Origin of the sequence: Mycetocola sp. CAN_C7 (genome assembly GCF_015752285.1) — a bacterium.
In the GTDB taxonomy this organism is placed as follows: Bacteria; Actinomycetota; Actinomycetes; order Actinomycetales; family Microbacteriaceae; genus Mycetocola_A.
In genome coordinates this window covers 35,508-61,824 of the sequence record NZ_JADOUY010000007.1, presented here as the reverse complement: position 1 = coordinate 61,824, position 26,317 = coordinate 35,508, and the positions used below count along the sequence as shown (strand labels likewise).

Annotated in this window: 24 protein-coding genes; 20 read left to right on the top strand and 4 right to left on the bottom strand. The window is 66.2% G+C overall.

The window, feature by feature from the left end:
* The first annotated feature begins 2 nt into the window (after nt 1-2).
* Genes IWX78_RS14555 through IWX78_RS14545 form a run of 3 tightly spaced genes read left to right on the top strand, consistent with a single transcriptional unit; the run spans nt 3 to nt 3,764 of the window.
* Entirely contained in the window at nt 3-1,055 is a 1,053-nt protein-coding gene (locus IWX78_RS14555) for an ABC transporter permease (protein ID WP_196834357.1), read from the top strand.
* Nucleotides 1,052-2,740, top strand: coding sequence for an ABC transporter ATP-binding protein (locus IWX78_RS14550; protein WP_196834356.1), 1,689 nt, complete (start codon nt 1,052-1,054; stop codon nt 2,738-2,740). Before IWX78_RS14555 ends, IWX78_RS14550 begins: the two co-directional genes overlap by 4 nt.
* Nucleotides 2,741-2,753: 13 nt before the next feature.
* Nucleotides 2,754-3,764: a hypothetical protein gene (locus IWX78_RS14545; RefSeq protein ID WP_196834355.1), complete on the top strand. Its 1,011-nt coding sequence runs from the start codon at nt 2,754-2,756 to the stop codon at nt 3,762-3,764.
* A gap of 7 nt (nt 3,765-3,771) precedes the next feature.
* On the opposite strand, the gene IWX78_RS14540 is transcribed toward IWX78_RS14545, so the two are convergent.
* Together IWX78_RS14540 and IWX78_RS14535 are read right to left on the bottom strand one after the other, a co-directional pair.
* A complete protein-coding gene (locus IWX78_RS14540) occupies nt 3,772-5,562 on the bottom strand; it encodes a glycoside hydrolase family 15 protein (protein ID WP_196834354.1) in 1,791 nt (596 codons plus the stop codon).
* A gap of 67 nt (nt 5,563-5,629) precedes the next feature.
* A complete protein-coding gene (locus IWX78_RS14535) occupies nt 5,630-6,346 on the bottom strand; it encodes a TIGR00645 family protein (RefSeq protein ID WP_334684760.1) in 717 nt (238 codons plus the stop codon).
* 312 nt (nt 6,347-6,658) lie between these two features.
* On the opposite strand from IWX78_RS14535, the gene IWX78_RS14530 reads away from it, so the two are divergent.
* The 7 genes from IWX78_RS14530 (at nt 6,659) to IWX78_RS14500 (ending at nt 14,239) form a co-directional block, all read left to right on the top strand.
* On the top strand, nt 6,659-7,660 hold the full coding sequence (locus IWX78_RS14530) for a TerC family protein (protein ID WP_196834353.1): 1,002 nt from the start codon (nt 6,659-6,661) through the stop codon (nt 7,658-7,660).
* A gap of 212 nt (nt 7,661-7,872) precedes the next feature.
* On the top strand, nt 7,873-9,354 hold the full coding sequence (leuC, locus tag IWX78_RS14525) for a 3-isopropylmalate dehydratase large subunit (RefSeq protein WP_334684759.1): 1,482 nt from the start codon (nt 7,873-7,875) through the stop codon (nt 9,352-9,354).
* 2 nt (nt 9,355-9,356) lie between these two features.
* Entirely contained in the window at nt 9,357-9,953 is a 597-nt protein-coding gene (leuD, locus tag IWX78_RS14520) for a 3-isopropylmalate dehydratase small subunit (RefSeq protein ID WP_196834352.1), read from the top strand.
* A gap of 64 nt (nt 9,954-10,017) precedes the next feature.
* Nucleotides 10,018-11,343 (top strand): UDP-N-acetylglucosamine 1-carboxyvinyltransferase, encoded by a 1,326-nt coding sequence (gene murA / locus IWX78_RS14515; RefSeq protein ID WP_442929259.1) that lies wholly within the window; start codon nt 10,018-10,020, stop codon nt 11,341-11,343.
* Between the two features lie 7 nt (nt 11,344-11,350).
* Nucleotides 11,351-12,112 (top strand): lysophospholipid acyltransferase family protein, encoded by a 762-nt coding sequence (locus IWX78_RS14510; RefSeq protein WP_334684758.1) that lies wholly within the window; start codon nt 11,351-11,353, stop codon nt 12,110-12,112.
* 32 nt (nt 12,113-12,144) lie between these two features.
* On the top strand, nt 12,145-13,236 hold the full coding sequence (locus IWX78_RS14505) for an NAD(P)H-dependent glycerol-3-phosphate dehydrogenase (protein WP_196834350.1): 1,092 nt from the start codon (nt 12,145-12,147) through the stop codon (nt 13,234-13,236).
* The gene (locus tag IWX78_RS14500; protein ID WP_196834349.1) at nt 13,139-14,239 is read left to right on the top strand and encodes a D-alanine--D-alanine ligase family protein; all 1,101 of its coding nucleotides are present in this window, start codon (nt 13,139-13,141) and stop codon (nt 14,237-14,239) included. Before IWX78_RS14505 ends, IWX78_RS14500 begins: the two co-directional genes overlap by 98 nt.
* A gap of 14 nt (nt 14,240-14,253) precedes the next feature.
* Here IWX78_RS14500 and IWX78_RS14495 read toward each other — a convergent pair whose 3' ends face one another.
* Nucleotides 14,254-14,763, bottom strand: coding sequence for a DUF3515 family protein (locus IWX78_RS14495; protein ID WP_196834348.1), 510 nt, complete (start codon nt 14,761-14,763; stop codon nt 14,254-14,256).
* Between the two features lie 24 nt (nt 14,764-14,787).
* On the opposite strand from IWX78_RS14495, the gene thiL reads away from it, so the two are divergent.
* The gene (gene thiL, locus IWX78_RS14490) at nt 14,788-15,810 is read left to right on the top strand and encodes a thiamine-phosphate kinase (protein ID WP_196834347.1); all 1,023 of its coding nucleotides are present in this window, start codon (nt 14,788-14,790) and stop codon (nt 15,808-15,810) included.
* A gap of 5 nt (nt 15,811-15,815) precedes the next feature.
* Here the strand turns inward: thiL and rsmD are convergent, their stop codons facing one another.
* On the bottom strand, nt 15,816-16,382 hold the full coding sequence (gene rsmD / locus IWX78_RS14485; protein WP_196834346.1) for a 16S rRNA (guanine(966)-N(2))-methyltransferase RsmD: 567 nt from the start codon (nt 16,380-16,382) through the stop codon (nt 15,816-15,818).
* Nucleotides 16,383-16,439: 57 nt separating this feature from the next.
* On the opposite strand from rsmD, the gene IWX78_RS14480 reads away from it, so the two are divergent.
* The 9 genes from IWX78_RS14480 to mutM all read left to right on the top strand — a co-directional run bounded on the left by IWX78_RS14480 (nt 16,440) and on the right by mutM (nt 26,304).
* Nucleotides 16,440-18,620: an ATP-dependent DNA helicase RecG gene (locus IWX78_RS14480; RefSeq protein WP_196834345.1), complete on the top strand. Its 2,181-nt coding sequence runs from the start codon at nt 16,440-16,442 to the stop codon at nt 18,618-18,620.
* Between the two features lie 63 nt (nt 18,621-18,683).
* The gene (gene coaD, locus IWX78_RS14475) at nt 18,684-19,166 is read left to right on the top strand and encodes a pantetheine-phosphate adenylyltransferase (RefSeq protein ID WP_196834344.1); all 483 of its coding nucleotides are present in this window, start codon (nt 18,684-18,686) and stop codon (nt 19,164-19,166) included.
* A complete protein-coding gene (locus tag IWX78_RS14470; RefSeq protein ID WP_196834343.1) occupies nt 19,163-20,200 on the top strand; it encodes an AAA family ATPase in 1,038 nt (345 codons plus the stop codon). The genes coaD and IWX78_RS14470 overlap by 4 nt, the downstream gene beginning before the upstream one ends.
* A 5-nt stretch (nt 20,201-20,205) precedes the next feature.
* Nucleotides 20,206-21,546: a DUF58 domain-containing protein gene (locus IWX78_RS14465; RefSeq protein ID WP_196834342.1), complete on the top strand. Its 1,341-nt coding sequence runs from the start codon at nt 20,206-20,208 to the stop codon at nt 21,544-21,546.
* Nucleotides 21,533-23,839 carry a transglutaminase family protein gene (locus IWX78_RS14460; protein WP_196834341.1) on the top strand — a complete coding sequence of 769 codons (2,307 nt, stop codon included), beginning with the start codon at nt 21,533-21,535 and terminating at the stop codon, nt 23,837-23,839. Before IWX78_RS14465 ends, IWX78_RS14460 begins: the two co-directional genes overlap by 14 nt.
* A gap of 151 nt (nt 23,840-23,990) precedes the next feature.
* A complete protein-coding gene (locus IWX78_RS14455; protein WP_196834401.1) occupies nt 23,991-24,485 on the top strand; it encodes a YceD family protein in 495 nt (164 codons plus the stop codon).
* 3 nt (nt 24,486-24,488) lie between these two features.
* Nucleotides 24,489-24,692, top strand: a complete 204-nt coding sequence (gene rpmF, locus IWX78_RS14450) for a 50S ribosomal protein L32 (RefSeq protein WP_108391343.1) — start codon at nt 24,489-24,491, stop codon at nt 24,690-24,692.
* A gap of 33 nt (nt 24,693-24,725) precedes the next feature.
* On the top strand, nt 24,726-25,424 hold the full coding sequence (rnc, locus tag IWX78_RS14445) for a ribonuclease III (RefSeq protein ID WP_196834340.1): 699 nt from the start codon (nt 24,726-24,728) through the stop codon (nt 25,422-25,424).
* Entirely contained in the window at nt 25,408-26,304 is an 897-nt protein-coding gene (gene mutM / locus IWX78_RS14440; protein ID WP_196834339.1) for a bifunctional DNA-formamidopyrimidine glycosylase/DNA-(apurinic or apyrimidinic site) lyase, read from the top strand. The genes rnc and mutM overlap by 17 nt, the downstream gene beginning before the upstream one ends.
* Nucleotides 26,305-26,317: the final 13 nt, after the last annotated feature.

Here is a 26,317-nt window from a genome sequence, read left to right as displayed (position 1 = left end):
CCATGTCGACGACTTCGACTCCACCGGCCCCGACCAGAAAACGCAGTCTCTGGCGTCGTCTTCCCGTCGTGCACCAGCTCTCCCAGAGCGTGGGAATCCAGCGCGGCATGCTCGTCGGCGGACTTGTCCTCACGGCCATCTTCGTCCTCACGGCCCTCCTCGCACCGCTGCTGGCCCCGTACGGGTACAGCCAGCTGCGTGATGACAGCGGCAGCTTCGGCGCGCAGCGTCCTCCGAGCGCCGAACACCTGCTCGGAACAACCGTCGGCGGTTATGACGTTCTCTCCCGTGTGATCTGGGGAGCCCAGACCGGCCTCAGCGTCGTCATCGTGGCCGTCCTGCTGTCGATCTTCGCCGGCGTCGCCCTCGGGCTTGTCTCGGGTTACTTCGGGGGCTGGCTCGACCGCATCCTCGTCGTCGTCTGCGACGCGATCTACGCGTTCCCGACCCTGCTGCTCGCCATTGTCATGTCGATCGCGATCTCCGGTGGTCAGTCGAGCCTCTGGGGCGGTATCCTCGCCGCGGCGATCTCGATCACCGTCGTTTTCATTCCGCAGTATTTCCGGGTCATCCGGGCAGAGACGGTGCGGATCAAATCAGAGGCGTACGTCGAGAGCGCCAAGGTCGTCGGGACGAGCAACCTTCGGATCATGTTCCGGCATGTCCTACGCAACGCCACCCGCACGCTGCCGCTGATCTTCACGCTCAACGCGTCCGAGGCGATCCTCACCCTCGCCGGGCTCGGCTTCCTCGGCTTCGGCATCGAACCGACATCGGCCAGCGAATGGGGCTTCGACCTCAAGCAGGCCCTCTCCGACGTGTCGAGCGGGATCTGGTGGACCTCCATCCCTCCCGGACTGGCGATCGTTCTCAGCGTGCTCGGCGTCACCCTTGTCGGTGAAAGCCTCAACGACCTTGCCGACCCCCGCCTGCGCGGCCGTCGCGCGGTCGGCGCCTCCTCCGGCACCGTCGCCGAAACCTCCGTCGTTCCTGGCGGTACCCTCACCGCGGGTCCCGGCGGGCTCGCCGGGCTCGAGAACGAAGGACGACCATGACCGACGTACTCCAGATCCGCAACCTCGACGTCTCGTTCGCCACGGATGCCGGCGCCGTGAAAGCCGTCGACCAGGTCAGCCTCAGAGTCGCCCCAGGTGAAGTGCTCGCCATCGTGGGCGAGTCCGGCAGCGGCAAGACGGTCACTGCCAAAACCATCCTCGGCCTGCTGCCAGACACGGCTACCAGGTCAGGTGCCATCATCCTGCGCAGTAAGGACGGCGCGAGCGAGAACGACGTCGTCTCCGTCTCGAAAGACGAACTGCGCCGCATCCGCGGCGCAGACGTGTCGATGGTCTTCCAGGAGCCGTCTACTGCGTTGAATCCGGTCTATACGGTCGGCTGGCAGATCGCCGAGGGACTCCGTGCCCACGACCGCAAACTGAGCCGCAAAGCCGCCAGGGCCCTGGCCATAGACATCCTCACCCGGGTCGGCATCCCCGATCCCGAAACCCGCGTCGATTTCTACCCGCACCAGTTCTCCGGCGGGCAGAAGCAGCGCGTCGTCATCGCCATGGCGCTCGTCCTCGACCCGGGCCTCATCGTCGCAGACGAGCCGACGACCGCACTCGACGTCACCGTACAGGCTGAGATCCTCGACCTCCTCCGCCGGTGTCGCGACGAATTCGGGGCATCCATCGTCCTGATCACCCACAACATGGGAGTCGTCGCTGATCTCGCCGATCGCGTCGCGGTGATGTACCAGGGGCGGGTCGTCGAAGAGGCGGATGCCGCAACCCTGTTCGCGAACCCGCAGAACGCCTACACGCAAAAGCTCCTGGCCGCCGTACCGCGGATCGGGCAGAAGATCGAGGCGGCTGAACGCAAGGCGCCGGTCGATCCGGATGCCGTCCCGGTCGTGAAAGCCGAGAACCTGCGAATCGAGTACCCCGGCCGGCTGGGTCGCCCCGGTTTCGTGGCCGTCGACGGCGTGAGTTTCAGCATCGCGCCGGGTGAAGTCGTCGGCCTGGTGGGGGAGTCCGGTTCGGGTAAGACCACCATCGGGCGCGCGATCGCCGGCCTCACCGCCGTGTCCGGGGGATCGCTCACGGTACTCGGCACCGAGATGAATGGCGTGAAAGAGCGACGTTTCCGTCCGCTGCGCAGTTCCATCGGTTTCGTCTTCCAGGACCCGGCTTCGAGTTTCAACCCGCTCCTCACCATCACCGAATGTGTGGCTGAGCCGCTCAAGGTCCACCGAAAGGGCATGGACCAGCGAGCCGTGAACCAGCGGGTCGGCGAACTCCTCGAAGCGGTGCAGTTGCCGAAGGCGTTCGGCAGCAGGTACCCCCACGAACTCAGTGGAGGCCAGCGCCAGCGCGCGAGCCTCGCTCGGGCGCTCGCGCTTGACCCCTCTCTGCTCATCGCGGACGAGCCGACTTCCGCTCTCGATGTCTCCGTCCAGGCCCGGGTTCTCGAACTCTTCGCAGAGTTGCAGAGCGAGCTCGGGTTCGCCGCCCTGTTCATCAGCCACGACCTCGCCGTCGTCGACATCCTCAGTGACCGGATCGCCGTGCTCTATCACGGCAAACTGATCGAGGAGGGAACGGGCGCCGAGGTGCTCGGAGCTCCGAAGGACCCGTACACCCAGCGACTTTTGGCTTCCTTGCCTGTGCCGGACCCTGTGGAGCAGGCTGAACGCCGCCGGGTACTGGCGTCGCTCCGGTCGGCAGACGCGACGGTGTGAGGTTGGCCCGGCGATGATCACGGAACCCGGCCGGGTCTCTGTCGGCCGCATCGCCGGTATCGACATCGCGCGCGGGGTGGCCATTCTCGGGATGTTCTTTGCGCACACCGTGCCGCGGGACGGTGACGCCGAGCTTCTCGTCGATGGCCGCCCGTCGTTGCTGTTCGCCACGCTGGCCGGGATCTCGCTCGGACTCCTGTCTGGCGCTGATCGCCCATTCCCGCCCGGATCGCGCGGGCGGACCCGTCGAGTGATTCTCGTCCGGTCGCTCGGTATCTTCCTGCTCGGGGTCGTTCTCGGCACGATGGGCAGCGAGGTCTCGATCATCCTGGACTATTACGCGATCATGTTCCTGATCCTCCTGCCGATGCTGTTTCTGGCTCGACCGGTGCTCGCTGCGATCGCTGGTGTCTTTCTCGTCGGTGCACCGATGGTGGCCGACCTCGTCGATCCGGGGGAGGACGGAGGCACGACGGGTACCGATGTGCTGCGGGACTACCTCCTGACCGGCACGTACCCGGCTCTCGTGTGGCTCCCCGTTCTCATCGCGGGTCTCATCGTGGCGCGGTCAGGGCTCGGCCGTCGACGGACCCAGCTCTGGATGATCGGCGGAGGAGCAGCATCCGCGCTTCTCGGTTACGGGATGGCAGCCGTGCTCCCCGGGGTCACCGCCGCCGCCCACTCATCGTCGATGGCGGAGATCGTCGGATCGGGAGGAGCGGTCATGGCCCTCACAGGCCTGATCCTTCTCGCGACGAGCGGGGAGGGGCCTGGCCGTCTGATGCGCAGGCTGCTCTGGCCGGTGGGTGCAACAGGGGCACTGGCATTGACGGTGTACACCGTGCAGATCGTCGTGCTCGCCATGGTCGCCGGCGCACGGGACGCCGGCGGACCCGACTATCCGGGCTGGCCGCTGCTGATCACTCTGGCCGTGGCGTCGGTGGCCGGCGCGAGCGTCTGGCGTCTGGTCGTCGGGCGAGGGCCGCTCGAGCGTCTGCTGTCGCTCGCTGCGGGGCGCCGCTGAGCGGTCGTCACCCGGCCAGACGCGCTTCAGCAGCCCTGATGGCCTTCGCGGCCTGCACCAGCGCCAGGTGAGAGAACGCCTGCGGGGTGTTCCCCATCTGCCGCCCGTTCTTCGCGTCGTACTCCTCACTGAGCAGGCCGACGTCGTTCGAGAACCCCACAAGGCGGTCCATCAGGGCGCGAGCATCGTCGAGACGATCGATCCGGGCGTAGTGGCAGACAAGCCAGAACGAGCAGGCGAGGAACGGATGCTCGTCGCCGGGAATTCCGTCGACCCCGGCCTCGGTGCGGTACCTGAGCAGCAACCCGTCGCGCAGCAGGTCCTTCTCGATGGCCGCAACTGTTCCGAGCATCCGTGGGCTGTCCGGTCGGCAATAGCCGACATCGACGAGCTGCAGCAAGGACGCATCGACCTCTGTTGTTCCGTAGAACTGGGTATAGGTGTTCCGCTCCTCGTCGAAGCCCTCTGTCTCGATCTCCTCGCGAATGAGGGCACGCATCTCGATCCACCGGTCGACGGGGCCGTCGAGGCCGAAGTCGGTCACGGCGGTGATGGCGCGGTCGAACGCGGCCCACATCATCACCCGGGAATGGGTGAAGCGCTGGGGTTCACCACGGATCTCCCAGATGCCCTGGTCCGGCGCCTGCCAGTGGGTCTCCATGAATCCGACCAGGGCGCGCTGCAGCGCCCACGAGAACGAGGTCTCAACGACGCCGGCCGCACGGGCATCGTGCAGGGCGACCATGACTTCGCCGATGACATCGGACTGGAACTGGAGCGCAGCGGCGTTCCCCACCCGCACAGGGGATGACCCGGCGTATCCCGGCAGCTGGGACAGTTCCCGTTCCGGCAGGTCCCGCTCGCCGCCGATGCCGTACATGATCTGGACATCCTTCGGGTCGCCGGCGATCGCGCGGAGCAGCCAGGCCCTCCAGCGGTCGACGCCTTCGGTGATCCCGCACGACAGGAGCGCGGTGACGGCGAGGGAGGCATCCCGCAGCCAGACGTAACGGTAGTCCCAGTTGCGACTGCCGCCGAAGATCTCAGGAAGCGACGTCGTGGCCGCCGCAACGATGCCGCCGGTCTCCTCGTGCGTCAGCGCGCGCATGACGAGCAGCGACCGGGCCACCTCGTCTGCGTATGCTCCGTGCTGCTCGAAAATGCCCGACCAGTCCTCCCACCAGTCGCGGGTGAGCGCGAACTGGGCCTCAACGTCGAGAGGCACGGGTAGTTCGCGGTGAGAGGGGAACCAGGTCAGGGTGATGTCGACGATCTCGTCTTCGGCCACGGTGAACGAGCCGGCGTGCTCGTGGTCGGTGGCGAACATCTCCGGCCCTCGAATGATGACGGCATCCGGTCCGGCGACCGCAACGATGGCGGTGCTGCCGTCATCGTCGTGCACTTTCCTCACCCACGGCATCGCAGTCGCGTAGTCGAACCTGATGCGCACCCGCTGGGTCATCTCGACCCGCCCGGAGACCCCGCGAACCCGACGGATGACGTCGGCGCGATGATCACCGCGAGGCATGACGTCGGTGACCTCGACCACTCCGCTGCCCGTCGTCCATCGAGTGATGAGCGTGAACGAGTCACCCTCATAACGACGCTGGGCGGTTGCGGTCTCGTCGGCGGGAGCGAGCAACCACCTGCCGTGGTCCTCCGTGCCGAGTACGGCCCCGAACATCGACGCGGAGTCGTAGCGCGGCATGCATAGCCAGTCGATGCTCCCGTCGGAGCCGACGAGTCCTGCCGTGTAGCAATCGCTGATCAGTGCGTAGTCTTCGATTCCGAGGGTCATCAGTTCAGTTTGTCAGCCGCGTCTGCACAGATCCTGCACCCGCCGGGTCAGAGCCACCCCGTCGGATTCAGCGATGGACGCCGGGGTGCTCTGCCGCCCGGGCGATCGCGTCAGGAGCGACGTGCCCGTCGGCCAGTCGGTACTCAGCCGCGCCGGACCCGGCCGGGCCGGAGATTTCAGGTGTTCCTCCGACTGCGACCGGCGGATGCCCCGAATTCTTCGACATCCGATCGATGGCGGCCAGTGCAAGCGCAGACACGATGAACACCATGTGGATGACGACCTGCCAGAGAACCCCCTGTGAGGTGTAGTTCTCACCGGTGAGATCCTGCCCGCTGCCGGCATCCGTCATGTCTCCGACCTCGATGAAGGTCTTGAGCAGGTGGATCGAGGAAATACCGATGATGGCCATGGCCAGTTTGACCTTGAGAACGTTCGCATTGACGTGCGAAAGCCACTCGGGCTGATCGGGGTGGCCGTTCAGGTTGATCCTGGACACGAAGGTCTCGTAGCCGCCGATGATGACCATGATGAGGAGGTTCGCGATCATCACGACGTCGATCAGGCCCAGCACGGCGAGCATCACGCTTGCCTCGGTGACGTCTGCGGAGTGGCTGATGACCTCGTCTCCGAGATGCCACAACTCCTGCACGAAAACCCAGACGTAGATGAGCTGGGCAACGATGAGCCCGAGATACAACGGAGCCTGCAACCAGCGGCTGAGGAAGATCATGTAGCCGATGCTGGAAACGGCAAGGCTGCGTGAGGGCGGGGATGACGACACAGGGGCTCCTGGGGACAGTGAAGGCGAGAGGATGCCGCGGAGATCCGCGCGTCTAGATCTTAGAGCGCCCGACCTGCGAGTTCTCGTCGTCGTGGAACAGCACGACGATTCGCACAGCGGCTGCCGGTGCGAATCACGGTCGGACAATCGACTACAGTAAACCTGCGAAGGGGAGTATCCCTCAGCACGGCATCCGTCATCACGGGTCACATCGATGAGACCCCGGGCGTCGTGGCACGGTCGTATCCGACCGATGCGGGAGAGACTTTCGGGCGTTCGCCGCACCCACACCACCCCCACCGAAAGGCCCGGATGCACCCGGTATTGCCCCTCTGGTTCGAAATCGGCTCGTATGTCGTTCTCGGACTGATCCTTCTCGCCGACCTGCTGCTCGTCGTCAAACGACCGCACATCCCGTCGATGAAGGAATCGACCCTGTGGGTCGTCTTCTACGTCACTCTCGCGCTGGTCTTCGCCGGGCTGATGTTCCTCATCTCAGGCGGTGAGTTCGCCGGTCAGTTCCTGGCGGGATGGCTGACCGAGTACAGCCTGTCGATCGACAACCTCTTCGTGTTCGTGATCATCATGGCTCGATTCTCGGTGCCGAAGAGGCTGCAACAGGAAGTCCTCATGGTCGGCATCATCATCGCCCTGATCTTCCGTGGCATCTTCATCGTCCTCGGGGCGCAGCTGATCGAGAGCTTCAGCTGGGTGTTCTACCTCTTCGGTGCTTTCCTGCTCTACACCGCATGGAAGCAGGCGTTCGGGCACAACGAGGATGCCGAAGACGGCGAAACCGCGCTCATCACCTACATGAAGCGCCACATCAGCATCTCCCCGGAGTTCCACGACTCGAAGCTCCGAACCGTCATCGACGGCAAGAAGGTGTGGACTCCGATGCTCGTCGTGTTCATCGCCATCGGAACCACAGACGTGATGTTCGCGCTCGACTCGATCCCGGCCATCTTCGGAATCACCCAGAGCCCGTTCATCGTGTTCACCGCGAACATCTTCGCCCTCATGGGGCTTCGCCAGCTCTACTTCATGCTCGGCGGACTGCTCGAACGTCTTGAGTACCTCAAGTACGGCATCGCGTTCATTCTCGCCTTCATCGGAGTGAAGCTCGTTCTGCACGCCATGCACGAGAACGAGCTGCCGTTCATCAACAACGGCCAGCACATCGAATGGGCACCGGAGATCGACACCTGGACGTCGCTTGGCGTGATCATCGTCTCGATGGCCGTCGCGACGATCGCGAGCCTGATCAAATCCGGCCGTGACGCGCGCACGAAAGAGTCGGTCTCGATCGACTGACGATCGCGGCTCCAGCCGTCGGCGTTCCGGGTTTCGATCCGGGACGCCGATCGTGCGTTCGGGCGCGGCAGAGGGAGAGGGTAGCGAGCGGATGTTATTCTGGCTGGGTGCTGTTCGGGCTCCTTCTTAGTCGCCGCGACGGGGCCTAACCTCCAGGCCTCCCCGTCGCGGGGTTTGTTTTGCCTGATCCACCCTTTTTTGCGAGGAAACTGATGCAGCAGAACACCGTGCCGTCCGAACAAGTCCAGCCGTCCGGTCCGAGGCACGCAGCCCCGGCCACACAGCCGCGCACGCTGGCCGAGAAGATCTGGGCCGATCATCTCGTCGCCAAAGGTGAAGACGGAACCCCCGACCTCATCTACATCGACCTGCACCTTGTCCATGAGGTCACCAGCCCTCAGGCTTTCGACGGGCTGCGGCTCGCCGGCCGCCCCGTGCGCCGGACCGACCTGACGATCGCCACCGAAGATCACAACACCCCCACGCTGGCCATCGACAAGCCGATCGCCGACCTCACCAGCCGAACGCAGATCGAGACGCTTCGACGTAACGCCGCCGAGTTCGGTGTTCGACTGCACTCCCTCGGAGACATCGAGCAGGGCATCGTGCACGTCGTCGGCCCGCAGCTCGGTCTGACGATGCCGGGGATCACCGTCGTCTGCGGCGACTCCCACACGTCGACCCACGGCGCTTTCGGTGCGATGGCATTCGGGATCGGAACGAGCGAGGTCGAGCACGTGCTCGCGACGCAGACCCTACCGCTCAAAGAGTTCAAGACCATGGCGATCAACGTCGAGGGCACCCTCCGCCCAGGCGTCACAGCGAAAGACATCATCCTCGCCGTCATCGCCAAGATCGGCACAGGAGGCGGTCAGGGTTACGTGCTCGAATACCGCGGTTCAGCCATCCGGGCGCTCTCGATGGAGGGCAGGATGACGATCTGCAACATGTCGATCGAGGCAGGCGCCCGCGCCGGCATGGTCGCACCTGACGAGACCACATACGCCTACCTGAAGGGCCGTCCCCACGCCCCGATCGGTGCGGACTGGGACGCAGCCGTCGCATACTGGAACACGCTGCCGACCGATGAGGGCGCGACGTTCGACGCCGAGGTCTTCCTCGACGCAGACACACTCGATCCCTTCGTGACCTGGGGGACGAACCCCGGCCAGGGTGTGTCTCTCAGCGACTCTGTACCGGACCCGCACGACTTCGCCGATCCGAACGAGCGTGCTGCCGCCGAGCGTGCGCTCACCTACATGGACCTCACCGCAGGCACGCCGATGAAGCAGATCCCCGTCGACGCCGTCTTCATGGGCTCGTGCACGAACAGCCGGATCGAGGACCTGCGCGCGTTCGCATCCGTGATCGAAGGCAAGAAGAAGGCTGATGGCGTGCGCGTCATGGTCGTTCCCGGGTCCGCCCGGGTGCGGCTCGAGGCAGAGGCGGAAGGCCTCGACAAGGTCATCACGGACTTCGGTGCCGAGTGGCGTTTCGCCGGTTGCTCGATGTGTCTCGGCATGAACCCCGACCAGCTAGCACCGGGGGAGCGCTGCGCGTCGACGAGCAACCGCAACTTCGAAGGCCGCCAGGGCAAGGGCGGACGCACCCACCTCGTTTCACCCGTCGTGGCTGCAGCGACCGCCATCCGGGGAACACTGTCCAGCCCGGCCGACCTCGATGGAGCGATCTGATCATGGAGAAGTTCACCACTGTCACCGGCATCGCCGCACCCCTGACCCGGTCCAACGTCGACACGGACCAGATCATCCCCGCGGTGTACCTCAAACGCGTCACGAAAACCGGCTTCGAGGATGCCCTCTTCGCCGGCTGGCGCCAGGATCCCGAGTTCGTGCTCAACCAGCCGGCCTTCCAGGGCGCCAAGGTCCTCGTCGCAGGCCAGGACTTCGGTACCGGATCCTCGCGGGAGCACGCGGTCTGGGCTCTGCGTGACTTCGGCTTCCAGGTCATCCTCAGCCCGCGCTTCGGCGACATCTTCCGTGGCAACTCAGGCAAGCAGGGCCTGTTGGCCGCGCAGATCTCCGAAGACGACACCAAAAAGATCTGGGCGCTGATCGACGCGCAGCCGGGAATAGAGATCACGGTGGATCTGGTTGCACAAACAGCTGCTATCGGTGACCTCACGGTTTCATTCGAGATCGATGATTACACTAGGTGGCGGCTCCTCGAGGGGCTCGACGACATCGGCCTCACCCTGCGCAACGAAGCGCAGATCACACGGTTCGAGGCCGCACGCGAGTCGTGGCGCCCCACGACTCTTCCCATCCCGTAATCAGGCAGCGCAGGTAACGCATTTGACTTCACTTCTTCAGGACGCATCACGGGCAGGAGCCAGCGTGGGTCTCACAGGCGACACGATCACCATTCACGGCGGACGCCCGCTACGCGGTCGGATCGAGCTGAAGGGGGCGAAGAACCTGGTCACCAAGGCCATGGTCGCTGCCATCCTCGGCGAAACCCCCAGCGTGTTGCGCGACGTTCCTGACATCAGTGATGTCCGCGTCGTTCGTGGTCTGCTCGACGTACACGGCGTCAAGGTGACGAGTGACGTCGACGGCGTGCTGCACCTCGACCCGTCCAACGTCGAGAGCGCCCACATGGCCGACATCGACGCTCACGCGGGCTCCAGCCGTATTCCCATCCTGTTCTGCGGACCGCTGCTGCACCGACTCGGCGAAGCCTTCATCCCCGACCTCGGTGGGTGCCGCATCGGCGACCGCCCGATCGACTACCACCTCGAGGTGCTCCGCCAGTTCGGAGCAGACGTCGAGAAGCTGCCGAGCGGCATCCGGATGTCTGCGCCCAACGGGCTCAAGGGCACGAAGGTGCACCTGCCGTACCCGAGCGTCGGCGCGACCGAGCAGGTTCTCCTGACGGCGGTGCGTGCTGAGGGCATCACCGAGCTTCGTGGCGCGGCGATCGAGCCGGAGATCATGGATCTCATCAACATCCTGCAGAAGATGGGTGCCATCATCACGGTGGATACCGACCGGGTCATCCGCATCGAGGGCGTCGAGCGCCTCGAGGGGTATTCGCACACAGCCCTCTTCGACCGCAACGAAGCCGCGAGCTGGGCTGCGGCCGCACTCGCCACCGAGGGAGACATCTTCGTCGGCGGCGCGCGCCAGCCCGAGATGCTGACCTTCCTCAACGTGTACCGCAAGGTCGGTGGCAAGTTCGACATCGCCGATGACGGCATCCGGTTCTACCACCCGGGCACTGCACTCAACCCGGTCATCATCGAGACCGATGTGCACCCCGGGTTCATGACGGACTGGCAGCAGCCGCTCGTCGTCGCGCTCACCAAGGCCAAGGGTGTGTCGATCGTCCACGAGACCGTCTACGAGCAGCGCTTCGGCTTCGTCGACGCTCTCGTCGAGATGGGTGCGACGATCCAGGTCCACAAGGAGTGCCTCGGTGGCCAGGCGTGCCGGTTCGGTCAGCGGAACTTCAAGCACTCAGCGGTCATCTCCGGCCCGACGCACCTGCACGGTGCAGACATCGTCGTTCCCGATCTCCGCGGCGGCTTCTCGCACCTGATCGCCGCTCTGAGCGCCGAAGGGACCTCCCGGGTCTCGAACGTCGGCATCATCAGCCGCGGATACGAGAAGTTCATCACCAAGCTGGAACAGCTGGGAGCCGACTTCGTTCTCGAAGGCTGATCTCTCCGTGACGACATCAGAGAAGCGTCGGCGATCGAGCCCGGAGAAGTCCCGGCCGTCGATCTACTGGCTGCTGGCGACGATCGCGTTGCCACCAGCCGGTCTGATGATGAAGATTCGGATCCGCGATGGGCACAAACTGCCCATCGACGGACCCTTCATTCTTGCCCCCAACCACTTCAGCGAGATCGACCCCATCGTCGTCGGCGTCGCCGTGTGGAAGATGGGGCGCGCGCCCCGCTTCATGGCGAAAGCCGGACTGTTCACCGTTCCGGTGATCGGCTGGCTCCTCACGAAGTCCGGCCAGATCCCGGTGGAGCGTGCGGGAACGACTCGGGGCAACGACCCGGTCCGTGCCGGCGGGGTGCTCGTCGACAAAGGGCAGGGCGTCGTCATCTACCCCGAGGGGTCGCTGACCCGAGATCCCGACCTGTGGCCCATGCGCGGTAAGACCGGCGCCGTCCGGGTGGCGTTGACTCACAACATCCCGATCACCCCGATCGCCCACTGGGGCACAGACAAGGTGATGGCGCGGTACTCGCGCAAGATCAGTTTCTTCCCGCCGAAACGGATCGACGTCAAGGTCGGAGACCCGGTCGACCTGTCTGCCTTCGCGGGTCGACCGCTCGATTCGGCTACGCTCGCTGAGGCGACGGCCGTGGTGATGGAACGCATCACGGCCCTGCTCGAGGACCTCCGCGGTGAGAAAGCACCGGAGGAACCCTGGGATCCCAGCAAACACAACCAGAAGGACACAGGTCGATTTTGAGCCGACGACTGACAGCACACGCGCGGGTCGCAGTGCTCGGGACCGGCAGCTGGGGTACCACGTTCGGCAAGATCCTCGCAGACGGCGGCGCTGACGTCACCATGTGGGCGCGACGCCCCGAACTGGCGCGCGAGATCGCCAAGCAGCACCGCAACAGCGACTACCTTCCCGGCGTGCAGCTTCCGCCCAACCTCACGGCCACCTCGAACCTTGCCGACGCGCTCCGCGGTGCCCAGCAGGTGTTCATTGCCGTGCCCAGCCAGTCACTGCGCGACAACCTCGTCGCCATCCGCCCGTTCATCGAGCCGGACGCCATCGTGGTCTCGCTCATGAAGGGCGTCGAGAAGCGGTCGGGCCTGCGCATGAGCGAGGTGATCCGCCAGGGTCTCGAGATCGACCCGTCGCGCATCGCCGTCGCATCCGGTCCGAATCTCGCTCTCGAGATCGCCAGGGAGCAACCCACGGCAGCCGTGATCTCGTCGGTGAGCCTCGAAACAGCTCACGCCGTCGCGATGCTCGCCCGCAACCGTTACTTCCGCACGTTCGTGAACACGGATGTCATCGGCACCGAATTCGGCGGGGTACTCAAGAACCTCATCGCCGTGGCCATCGGCATCGTCGACGGAGTGGGCTACGGCGAGAACACGAAGGCGTCGATCATCACCCGTGGGCTGGTCGAGATGACCGACTTCGCGGTGGCGCAGGGGGCACAGGCCGAAACGCTGTCCGGTCTCGCCGGGCTGGGCGACCTCATCGCCACCTGCCAGTCGCCGCTGTCGAGGAACAACACGGCCGGTCGACTGCTTGGTCAGGGTTACAGCTATTCCGCCGTGGTCAAGCAGATGCAGCAGACGGCTGAAGGGCTCGCATCCGTTGCGCCCGTTCTCGAACTTGCCCGGTCGATCGGCGTTGAGATGCCGATCGTCGAGCAGGTCAAGCAGGTGCTCGACGGCACCCTCGACCCCAAAGACATTGCACCGCACCTCACGACAGACAGCGACGAGCCGCAGGGCGAAAGGACGAACGATGACGCAGAAGCGCCTGGTGGTGGTGTTGTTTGGAGGTCGATCAAGCGAGCATTCGATCAGCTGCGCGACGGCGGGCGGGGTTCTCACCGCGATTGACCGGTCGCTGTTCGACGTGATCCCCGTCGGGATCACCCGTGACGGCGCGTTCGTGCTCGAACACGACGACCCGTCGAAGTTCGGCCTCGACCCCGAGCACCTGCCCGAGGTGATCGACAACGGCTCGCGTGTGCGCTGGCCGGACAGTATTCGCTCCCGTGAACTCCGGGTGACCGATGCGGATGGCGCCGAACGGTCACTCGGCAGCCCTGACATCGTGTTCCCGATCCTGCACGGGCCGTTCGGTGAAGACGGCACCCTGCAGGGCATGCTCGAACTGGTCGGCTACCCGTACGTCGGCAGCGGCGTGCTCGCTTCTGCTCTCGGCATGGACAAGCACTTCACCAAGACCGTTCTCGAACACGCGGGAATCACCGTCGCGCCGTGGCGAACGGTGACAGCGGCCGAGTACCAGGCCGAGCCTGAAGTCGCCATCGGCGCCCTCGACGCCCTCGGCTCGCCCGTCTTCGTCAAGCCGGCGCGTGCCGGGTCGAGCGTGGGAGTGAGCCGCGTGTCGCAGCCGTCTGAGCTCGACGCCGCCATGCGCGTCGCCCTGGCTGAAGACTCGAAGGTGCTCATCGAGGCCGGTGTGCCCGGCCGTGAGATCGAGATCGCCGTGCTCGGTGGCCGCATCGGTGAGCCGGCACGGGCATCCGTCGCCGGAGAGATCGTGCTCAGCGGACGGGAGTTCTACGACTTCGACGCCAAATACCTCGACGCGCCCGGTATCGACCTCGTCTGCCCGGCAGACCTGACGGATGACGTGCTCGCCGAGCTGCAGTCCATCGCGATCCGCGCCTTCGACGCGATCGGGGCTGAGGGGCTCGCCCGCGTGGACTTCTTTGTGCAGGCCGACGGACGGATCGTCGTCAACGAGGTGAACACGATGCCCGGATTCACGCCGATCTCCATGTTTCCGACCTGCTGGATCCGGTCAGGGCTCAGCTACGAGAACCTCATCACCGAACTGCTCGACGTTGCGGCGGCACGCCGACCGGTGTGACCTCTGCGTGGGACCTACTCGACGTCGAGGTCTTCCGCGCCCACGCACGCCGCGGTAGCCGGTATCGCCTGCACGGCCGCGGTGAGGTCGATGAGTGCCGTGGTTCCTGAGACGCCCCCTGTTTCGGCATCCGCGTTGATGACGACCTCGACAGCCGGGTCGCGCCCGTACGTCGTGTAGCGGTACCGGTCCTCGGACGCTTCGGACTCGTCAGCGATCCAGTCGACCCCGTTGAGCGAGATGCACGGGTCGGTCGTCGGCCCTGGGACGGCGACGCCGCAGTGCAGGATCACGGCCGCAGGGTTTCCCCAGGCTCCGGTCGCCTGCGCGTCTGTCTCGCGTTGCTCCTTCTCGGCGACGACCTCGGGCAGGCGGACCGTGACATCGGCGCAGGCCGGGTTGTTCGCGTCGGCCGCGCCGGTGAGCGCGACGGACTGCGTACAGCCGGTGAGGAGCACGATCGCGGATGCCGCGACGATCGTCGTGGAGGCGAGGGAGCGGAGGAGCTGTGTGCGGGGAGACATCCCTCTCAGGCTACCGTTGAACGCATGACAGACAGCTCCGAGCGACCGGCAGACGACGCCGGTGCGGACACCGTCCACGCAGTGCACGAATCAGCGATCCTGGAGCGGATTTTTCCCCGGCTTCCCGTCGCAGGCGGCCAGCTGCTCGGCCCTGGCGATGACGCCGCTGTCGTGGCCGCACCCGATGGACGGTTCGTCGTCACGACGGACATGATGATCCACGGTCCTGATTTTCGAATGGCGTGGTCGACGCCGCACGACCTCGGCTGGAAGGCCGCCGCTTCGAACCTTGCAGACGTCGCCGCGATGGGCGCTCGACCCACTGCGCTCGTCGTCGCGATCGCCGCGACCCCGGATACTCCCGTGGCCACGCTCGAGGGAATCTCCGATGGGCTGAGAGACGCGTGCGCTGCCCTCGCCCCCGGCTGCGGGGTAGTCGGGGGAGACCTCTCGGTGTCGGACACCCTCACCATCGCTGTCACCGCGTTCGGGGATCTCGGCGGTCGCCCGCCCGTTCTGAGATCGGGTGCGTGTGCGGGCGACGTCATCGCCCTCGCCGGGGATGCGGGCCGTGCTGCTGCGGGGCTCCGTCTGCTCTTCGAGCGCGGAGTCGACGCAGACGGGAACCCTGACGAGGAGGCATCCGCGGTGTTGCGCGAATCCGAGCCAGGACTCATCGGGGCGCAAGTCGCGCCGGCACCGCCGATTGCCTCGGGTGTCGCTGCTGCGCGCGCGGGAGCGACAGCCATGCTCGACGTCTCAGACGGGCTCGCCCTGGACGCCGGGCGGCTCGCCCGGGCGAGCGGGGTGCGTGTGGATCTGTCGGCCGACGCGCTCGGCGCTGGTGAGGTCGGAGTGGAACTGGCGTTGCGTGGCGGGGAGGACCACGCCCTTCTGGCGTCCTTCCCTGCGGATGCCACGCTTCCCGAGAACTTTCGCGTGATCGGGCGGATCCTCGACGGCGATGGTGTGACCCTCGACGGGAAGGAAATCGCAGGGGTGCTCGGCTGGGATCCTTACGTCGGCTGGGACGGCCGCGCGGGCTGAGCCGGTTATGCGGCGACGGGCTCCGCCCACCAGACCAGGGTTTCGCCGTACTTCTTCGAGCGGATCGGGCTGAGCCCCGCCGGCCACGAAGGCTCAGGAGACCGCGAGCTTCGCTCGACGACGACGAGCGCATCTCCGGAAAGCAACCGGACAAGCGCCGCAAGGTTCGATTCGAGCTCGGGTTCTGGCAGGTCGTATGGGGGATCGAGGAATACGAGGTCGAATGAGCCGACGGCAGCATCGAGGTAGCTCTGCGCCGATCGCGCGGCCACCGTCACGGTGAGCTTCGACGGTGCCGCTTTCTGCACCGCTTTCGCGTTGTCACGGCACACGGCCGCTGCCGTTGCCGCCCGTTCGACCAGCACCACCTCGACAGCCCCTCGGCTCGCCGCCTCGAGCCCGAGCGCTCCCGATCCGGCGTAGAGGTCGAGCACCTGGGCACCGTGGACAGCGTCCCGCGCCTCGAGAGCAGAGAACATCGCCTCGCGCACCTGGTCGCTTGTCGGTCGGGTTCCGGACTTCGGCACTCTGAGGGTCAGGGACCCGGCGTAACCCGACACGATTCTCGTCACCCGCTCAACAGTACCCGTGCGCAACGCCTCGTCCGTGGTGGTGCCTAGACTCGACGTATGCCGACCGACCCCACCGCGCTCAAGCTCGACGGCGTGCTCGGTGGCCGAACCGCAGCAGCATTCAAGCGGGCATTCGGCGTCGTCACCGTCGGTGACTTCCTCGAGCACTATCCCCGCCGTTACGCGAGTCGCGGCGAGCTGACAGCCCTCAGCCGCATCCCCGTAGGCGAGAGCGTCACCATCGTCGCCGAGGTGCTCGACGTGCGGGAACGCCCGATGAAAGCCAGGCGAGGATCGATTCTCGAGGTGCGCATCACCGACGGCCAGGGCATCCTCATCCTCACCTTCTTCAACCAGGCCTGGCGCGCGAAGGAACTTGCCCCTGGCGTTCGTGGAATCTTCGCAGGCAAGGTCGGCGACTACAAAGGCGCCCTGCAGCTCGCCCACCCGGACTACGAGCTCTTCGAAGCCGCCGAGCAGGGCACCAGCGACGAAACCGCCCGCGCGTGGGCGCTGACGCCCATCCCGATCTATCCGGCCACGGCCTCAGTGGCCAGCTGGCAGGTGGCCAAAGCGATGGCGATCGTCCTCGACGGACTCGGCGAGCTCCCTGACCCTCTGCCCGCTCCCGTTCGCGAGCGCGAGGGACTGCTCGGTTATCGGCAAGCGATCGAGCAGATCCACCGACCGAAAACGGATGCCGACTGGCAGGTCGCGCGCGACACCCTCCGCCATCGCGAAGCATTTCTCCTGCAGGCGGCACTGCTCCAACAACGCCAGCTCGCGCGGTTCGAAGAAACCACCCCTCGCGTTCCGACGCCAGGCGGCCTGCTCGAGAGATTCGACGCCGCCCTGCCGTTCGCTCTGACCGGAGACCAGACCACCGTCGGTGCTGAGATCGCCGCGGACATGGCCGAGCAAATTCCGATGAATCGACTCGTTCAGGGCGAGGTCGGGTCGGGTAAGACCCTGGTGGCGCTCCGCGCCATGCTCGCCGTCGCCGACTCGGGTGGGCAGGCGGCGCTGCTCGCCCCGACCGAGGTCCTCGCCGCCCAGCATCTGCGCTCGATCGTTCGGTCACTCGGCCCGGACCTCGCCGCCGCCCTCGCCCCGACCCTGCTCACCGGGCAGCTTCCCGCAGCCGAACGCAAGCGCGCCATGCTCCGGATCGTCTCCGGCCAGTCCCGGATCGTCATCGGAACCCACGCCCTCCTCAGCGAGAACGTCACCTTCTTCGACCTCGGGCTCATCGTCGTCGACGAACAGCACAGGTTCGGCGTCGAGCAGCGCGAGGCGTTGAGACAGAAGGGCAGGAGGCCCCCGCACGTGCTCGTGCTCACGGCCACGCCCATCCCGCGCACTGTCGCAATGACGGTGTTCGGCGACCTCGACGTCAGCACCATCCGCGAGCTCCCGGCCGGCCGGGCGGGCATCGACTCGTTCGTCGTCGGGCTCGTCGACCACCCGGCATGGATCCACCGGGTCTGGGCCCGCGTCGCCGAAGAGGTCGCTGCAGGCAGGCAGGCGTTCGTGGTGTGCCCGGCGATCGACGTCGGCGAGCCCGAAGACGATGGAGAAGAAACCGTCGCAGACGACGCGCCGGCACCCGGCGCTCCGGAACGTCCGCGGGCCACCGTCGTCGGCACCGTTGCCGAACTCGCTCACACCGCTGCTACCCGCGACCTGCGGATCGCCTCCCTCCACGGACGGATGCCCAGCGACGAGAAGGATGCCGTGATGCGGCTCTTCGCGGGCGGCGGGATCGACGTGCTCGTGGCCACGACCGTGATCGAGGTGGGCGTTGACGTTCCGAACGCGTCTGCGATGGTCGTGCTCGACGCCGACCGTTTCGGGGTGTCGCAGATGCACCAGCTCCGCGGGCGGGTCGGGCGGGGGAGCCTGCCCGGGCTGTGCCTGCTCGTCACAGCAGCCGAACCGGGCAGCATCGCCCGCGACCGGGTCGACGCTGTCGCGGCCACCCTCGACGGGTTCGAACTCGCACAGGTCGACCTCGAACTGCGCCAGGAGGGCGACGTCCTCGGCAGTGCGCAGTCTGGCGGCCGTTCGTCGCTCCGACTGCTCCGGGTCATTCACGACGGCGATCTCATCACCAGGGCAAGGGCCGAAGCCGCCGCCGTGCTCGACGCTGATCCCGCGCTGTCAGAACATCCGGAATTGCGTGAGGCGCTGGAACAGCGCGTCGACGCGTCCGCCCGTGCTGCCCTGTCGAAGAACTGACAGACCCTGACCATCTTCTGTCTGTCGTGGCTTCGCGATTGACGCTCCCGCTAGTCTGGAGCGATGAAGAGGATCGCTGTCGTTCCGGGTTCGTTCGACCCTGTCACCCTTGGTCACATGGATGTCATCCAGCGCGCGGCCGGCCTTTTCGATGAGCTCCATGTGCTGGTCGTGCACAACCCGGCGAAAACCGCACTGCTGCCGATCACCGAGCGCGTAACCCTCCTCGAACAGTCGATCGACGAGGCTGGTTCTCCCGGAACCATCATCGTCGCCTCGTGGAGCGTCGGGCTGCTCGTCGACTACGCGACCGACGTCGGAGCATCCGTCCTGGTCAAAGGCATCCGCTCCCAGGTGGATGTCGCCTACGAGACACCGATGGCGATCGTCAACAGACACCTCGCCGGAGTGGAGACGATCTTCATGCTGCCCGACCCCGCCCACGCCCACGTTTCCAGCTCGCTCGTGCGTCAGGTGTCGTCCCTCGGAGGCGATGTGACCCCGTACGTGCCCGCGCCCGTCGCGCGATTCCTCAACCGATCATGACCAGCCTTCCGACCCACGCGCTGACCGACGGCTCCTCGGCGTTCGCGCCTGCCGTCGACACGCTACCGACGGCCGAAGCCCACAGGCTCGCATCGGAGATCATCACCAACGTCGAATCGGTGATCGACGGCAAGCGCACAGCCGTGCGGACCGCCCTCACCGTACTTCTCGCCGAGGGGCACCTGCTCATCGAGGACGTCCCCGGCGTCGGCAAGACGATGCTCGCCAAAGCCCTGGCAAGGTCGGTCCACGCCACCGTCAGCAGGATCCAGTTCACACCCGACCTGCTGCCAAGCGACGTCACCGGCATCTCGGTCTACAACCAGGCCGACCGCCGGTTCGAGTTCAAACCGGGAGCCGTCTTCGCGAACATCGTCATCGGCGATGAGATCAACCGTGCTTCGCCGAAGACCCAGTCAGCGCTCCTCGAATGCATGGAGGAGCGGCAGGTCACCGTCGACGGGTCAACCTATCCGCTGTCGAGCCCGTTCACCGTCATCGCCACCCAGAATCCGATCGAGATGGAGGGCACGTACGCGCTCCCCGAGGCGCAGCGCGACCGGTTCATGGCGCGCATCTCGATGGGGTATCCAGACGCAGGTTCCGAGCTGAGCATGCTCAACACCCGTGACACGTCGAACCCCCTGTCGACCCTCGAGGCGGTTGTCTCCGCCTCGTCGCTGCAACGAATGATGGCATCCGTTCGCAACGTGTACGTTTCTCCGAGCGTCAAGGAGTATGCCGTGGGGATCGTTCGGGCGACCAGGAACCACGCCGACCTGCGCCTCGGCGCCAGCCCGCGCGCCACCCTGCAACTGGTTCGCGCCGCAAAAGGACTCGCCCTCGTCGCCGGCCGGGACTTCGTTCTGCCCGACGACATCGACGAGCTCGCCCTGCCGGTGCTCGGGCACCGGCTCATGCCGACAAGCAGGGCACTCGGGCACCACCAGCACAGCGACGAACTCATCGCCGATCTGATCAGCGGCATCGTCGACCGGGCGGTCGTGCCGACGGCAGCCCCGAACACGAGGTAACCGTCATGCGCGCGCCGCAGACCAGCCGGTTCCGGGCCGTTCGCCCGACAGTGCGCGGATGGACGGTCATCGTCGTGGCCTCCGGTCTTCTCGTCGCCGCAACGGTCATCGACCGGCGTGAGGGATTGTTCTTCTTTCTGTTCCTCATCCTCCTGTTCGCCGGGTCAGCCGTCTACGTGCGCACCCACCGCCCGCGGCTCACCGCCACCCGCAGCTTCACCCCTGGGTCGGTCTCGGTCGGCGAACCCGCTCTCGTCCGCACCGTCGTCGAAACCCGCGACGAAGACGTCGCTGCCATCAACTCATGGCGTGACGAGGTCCCTCCCGTGTTCGCCCGGGTGCCTAACGGGGACCTGCCCCGTCGGCCTCCCGGTTCGGTCCGCGGCTACCGTGGCGTGCTCGAATACGAACTGCGATCCTCCCACCGCGGTCGCTTCGCGATCGGACCCTTCCGGGTAACCCACGGAGACCCCTTCGGACTCGTCACCACCGAGCGCAGGATAGCCGGGCCGCAGGTGTTCACCGTCACCCCGCGGGTCACGAACCTCATCGACGCCGGGCTGCGATCGTCGAGCGGAGACGGTGCCAAGCACGAACTCAATCACCTCGCCACCCAGCGGGCAGACGAACTCATCGCCCGCGAGTACCGACCGGGTGATCCGCTTCGCCGGGTGCACTGGAGGCAGACCGCCCGTCGCGGTGAACTGATGGTGCGCCAGGAGGAGCAGGAGGGCGACCCCGAGGCCGTTCTCCTCCTCGACACCGCCATCCCAGCGAAGAACCTGGCCGCAGGCGCCGTCTCGGCAGAACACTTCGAACGAATGGTCGAGCTGACCGCCTCGCTCGGCGTGCATCTCCTCGACGCCGGCTATGTCGTCTCGTTCGTCGAGACAGCGACGGATGCCGTTCCGTTCGCCGACGGAACGGTCCCGTACCGCATCTCGCGCTTCGCGCCAGGGGATACCGGGGGACTGCTCGATGCCCTGGCCGACACCGAACGATTCCCGGTCTCCGACCTGTACGACGCGAGCGTCGGACTGAGCCCGGTGATCAGGCGGACGGGGAAGGTGATGCCGGTCTTCGCCGTCCTCGGACGACTGTCGCCGCTCGGAGCGAGACGACTCGTGTCGTCCAAGGTCAACGCCGACCCCGCCGTCGCCTTCCTCACCGGCGGCCGAGCGGCGGCGCGACCCGGGTTCGATGAGATCAGGACGCTCTCCGACGCCGGCTGGCGGACCGCTCTCTTCGACGAACACACCAGCGTCGCGGACGCCTGGTCGCGGGTGGCGTTCGGAAACTCGGCTGCTGCTGCGGCGGAACGGTCGGTCGGTCATGGCCGTCGTTAGCCCACCCCGACCGGCGACCGGTCGCAAGCCCCAGCAGCGAACCAGGGCGCAGGTCGATCTGGCCGCTCGGCGTGACGCCGCGTCCCGGCTCTGGCCGCTCAGCCTGACCCTCGTTCTGTTCTACGTGATCACGGTGTCGACGCTCAGCCCGTTGCTGGACGGGGCATCCTGGTGGCTCGGCATCAGCCTGCTCGGCAGTGTCCTGCTGTGCGCCGCAGCCGCTGCACGCTCCATCGGCGCGAAGACCTGGCTCGCCTCGCTTCTTGCGGCCGGCGTCTGGCTGGTGTTGCTCGTGCTGTTCTTCGCCCCGGACGATTCGTTCGCGTTGATCGTGCCGACCTTCGACACCATTGCGGTATTCGGCGAACTCGGCAGGGACGGGATGCAGTCCATCGCGACGCAGGGCACGCCCGCAGACGCCGACATCGGCATCCGTTTTGTTCTCGCCGTCGGTGCGGGGCTGTTCGCGCTGCTGCTCGACGTCGTCGGCGTCGCGGCCAGGATGCCCGCATTCGTCGGTGTGCCAGCGGCGGCCATCGCCCTCGTGCCCGGTTTCGTGCAGGGCGACATCAACCTCGTCGCTCTGGCGCTCTGCAGCACCGCGTACCTCATGGTGCTCTGGGCCGACACCCGGGTTCGGAGAATGTCCGGCCGTCGTGCTGGCGTACTCGGGATCGGAGCGCTCGCGGTCATCGGGTCGCTCGCGTTCTCGGTGATGGCCCCCGGATACAACGGCGAGAGCCTGCTTCCCTCGAGCGGGGGCTCGGTCTTCGGGCGTGGGATCAGTCCGCTCGTCGACCTCGGAAAGGACCTGCGGCGCCCCGGAGTTGCCCAACAGTTCTCCTACACGACGACGAGCGATGAATCGCTCTACTTCCGGCTGCTCACCCTCGACGAATTCAACGGCACGACCTGGTCGGCCGGACGCGACCGTGAGCGGGAGCCCAACAACCCGGGAACCATGCTCGAGGTCCCCGGGCTCACCGATGAGATCGCGACCGAACCGACGACGACGACCGTCCAGGTCGACGGCATGGTCGCCCCCTGGCTGCCCGTACCGTTTCCCAGCGTCAGGGTGTCCGGTGCCGACGGTCGCTGGCAGTGGGACGTCGAGGGCCTCACTCTGTCGAGCAGGCTGTCGAGCGCCAGCGGGCAGACCTACATCGCTGAGAGCGTGCTGATCCAACCCACGCGGGATCAGCTGATCGCGGCTCAGCCGGAAACCCCGGAGAACGTGAGCCGCTTCCTCGAACTGCCGGACGACATCCCGCCGATCCTCACCGAGACTCTCGCAACGGTGACGGCCGAGAGCACGAACGCCTACGACACAGCGTTCGCCATCCAGCAGTACCTGCGGAGCACCGAGTTCCTCTACTCGGTCGAGGCCCCCGTCGACGACGGGTACGACGGGGACGGGTTCGCGGTGATCGCCGAGTTCCTCGAGAAGAAGAGCGGATACTGCGTGCACTTCTCATCAGCGATGGCAATCCTCGCGCGCATGGCCGACATCCCCGCCCGGGTATCGCTCGGGTACCTGCCCGGCGAACGCGTGGTGGGGGCCGACACCCGGCTGAGCTACACGGTGGGGACGGACGACTTGCACGCCTGGCCGGAACTGTACTTCGCCGGAGTCGGGTGGGTTCCATTCGAGCCCACTCCCGGCCGTGGTGTGGTCCCCGACTATGCGCGCGCCGAGACGAGCGGTGCAGACGGCAGGGACACCGGTGATGCCGGCGTGTCCGAGCGGCCCCAGCAGGAACAGGCACCGGTCGCGCCGGAAACGGACACATCGTCGGCGGGCGGCGCCACTGCAAACCCGCCGTCGGCCGGCGTTCTCACCGGCGCGGCGCTCGTCGTTCTCGTCGTGCTGTCTACTCCCGCGATTGTCCGGCTGGCGCGCCGCCGCCGTCGTCTGGGCGCTCTGAGATCCGGTCGGGTCGGCGCCGTGACCGCATGGCAGGAGATCGCAGACACCGCGCAGGACATCGGCCTCCCGGTGAGCGACGCAGACACGCCCAGGGGGTTCGCGGATGCCCTCGCGCGCCGTGCAGCGACATCGACGCGGGAGGCCGCCGCACTCGCAGAGCTCCTCGACGCCGTCGAACACGAACGCTTCGCCGACCCCAACATCGAGAACGCACGGCTCTCCGGGAACAGCGTCGCCGCGTCGACCGAGATTCTTCTCGCGTCGATCCGGAAGAGTGCGGGCATCGTCGACCGGGTTCGTGCGACCTGCGCACCGGCATCCGTTCTGTCGCCGATTCGGCCACGCCGCACGGCGACGATCGCCTGACCGCGAGGGAGTCAGCGCAGAGGATGTCACGGAGGACTCAGCGCGCACGCAGGTGGTGTCCGCTGCCGACGATACAATCGACGACGTGAGTTATTACAAGAAGCTGCCGTTCGCGATCAACATCCGCGACATCGTGCGGCACCCGGGCGAGATGCGCGAGCACACCGTCACCGTCGACGCTCCCGAGCAGTGGGGTGAAGGCCTTGTCGCCGTCCGCACGGGAACACCGATCAACCAGCAGGTGCGTCTCGAGTCGGTCCACGAGGGAATCCTCGTCACTGCCGACGTCACGACCACAGCCGCCGGTGTGTGCGGCCGGTGCCTGATCGACATTGAGCAGGGCGTCGAAGTCGAGATTCAGGAACTTTTCGCGTACTCTGGTGACGAAGCCTCTGATTACGAAGTTCACGATGACCACGTGGATCTTGAACCTCTCCTCAGAGACGCAGTGGTTTTGTCACTGCCGTTTCAGCCGGTATGCCAACCGGATTGCCCTGGACTCGACCCCGAGACCGGTGAGCGGCTGGCAGAAAACCCGGACATCGAACCCCAAGAGATCGTCGATCCTCGCTGGTCTGCGCTCGCCGGGTTCTCCCCAGACCCAGGCTCCGACAACTCGGATGCTGTAAGCAAAGAAGAGAGATAAGTCATGGCTGTTCCGAAGCGGAAAATGTCACGAGCCTCTACCCGTGCACGCCGTGCGCAGTGGAAGGCTGAAGCGCCCACCCTGGTGAAGACCGTTGAAAACGGCAAGGTCACCTACAGCCTTCCTCACCGTGCCAAGGTCGTCGAAGACTCCGCAGGCACCGCGCTGTTCATGGAGTACAAGGGCCGCAAGGTCGCTGACGTCTAGTCAGCGCCTGGGCTGAACTCCATCGCAACGCCGATGGCAGAGAGCTTGACAGACCGAGGGTCGCTTCTGGCGACCCTCGGTGTGTCACTTAACGCTTCGGTGCTCGAGCATGCGCTCACGCACCGCTCCTTCGCGTACGAAAACGGCGGCATCCCGCACAACGAGCGCCTCGAGTTTCTCGGCGACTCCGTGCTGGGCCTGTCAGTGACGCAGAAGCTGTACCGAGAGAACCCCGACCTCCCGGAGGGCTCCCTCGCCAAGATGCGCGCGAGCGTCGTCTCGACCGTCGCACTCGCCGAGATCGCCCGCGCCATCGACCTCGGGCCGCATTTGCGCCTCGGTCGCGGTGAAGAACTCACCGGCGGTCGCGAAAAGGCGTCGATTCTCGCCGACACGATGGAAGCACTCATCGGTGCCGTGTACCTCGACCAGGGACTCGACGTCGCCAGCGCCCTCGTCCTTCGGCTCGTCGAACCTCTTCTGGAGGATCCGGCACGCTTCGGCGCAGCCATGGACCCGAAAACGAGTCTTCAGGAAGCTGCGGCAGCACACCACGCCCCCGCGCCGGTGTACACGATGGAGAGCTCAGGGCCCGACCACGACCGGGTCTTCGTCGCAACGGTGACCGTCGGCGACCTCGTCACCGCTGTCGGGCAGGGTTCGAGCAAAAAACACGCTGAGATGGCGGCTGCGCTGTCGGCATGGACCGAGCTGAGTGCCCGAGCTTCCTGAGGTCGAGGTCGTGCGATCCGGTCTCGAGCCTGCTATCACCGGCGCGCGGATCAGTGTCGTCGACGTTCTCGATCAACGGTCACTGAAACGCCACCAGGCGGCATCCGGCATCTTCGCCGACCTGTTGCAGGGGCAAACGGTGACGGCCGCAGTGCGGCGTGGCAAGTTCCTCTGGTTTCCGCTGGCGAACGGGACTGCGCTCGTCACCCACCTGGGGATGAGCGGCCAGATGCTCTTGCGCGAACCGGGCACGGACGACCCGCTCACGCGCATCCGCCTGGCCATCGACTCACCCGTCCATGGCGAACTGCTCGTCAACTTCGTGGACCAGCGCATCTTCGGCGGCATGGCGATCGACCGGATGCTTCCGACGGACGACGGATTCCCCGGCGGTTTCTCCGGCTCCGTCGTCGGTCCGGCTCTCGTGCCGAGCCAGGTGGCGCACATCGCTCGCGACCCGCTCGACCCGGCATTCGACGACGATCGGTTCTTCGCTGTGCTCGGCCGCAAAGCGACCGGGCTGAAGCGGGTGCTTCTCGACCAGACCGTCGTGTCAGGAATCGGCAACATCTACGCGGACGAAGCCCTCTGGGCGGCGAAGATCCACTACGAACAACCGGCGTCGTCGCTGTCCGGCCGGCGTGCCCGGCTGTTGCTGGTCGAGGTGCGTTCGGTGTTGCAGAAGGCTCTCGCCGAGGGAGGGACGAGCTTCGATGCGCAATACGTGAACGTGAACGGGGCGTCAGGCTACTTCGCGCACAGCCTTCATGCGTATGGGCGCAGCGGTGAACCGTGCGCGCGCTGCGGAACTCTGATTCGGCGCGAGAAGTTCATGAACCGCTCCTCCCACTTCTGCCCGCGCTGCCAGCGACGCCGCTGAGGCGCGCGAGACG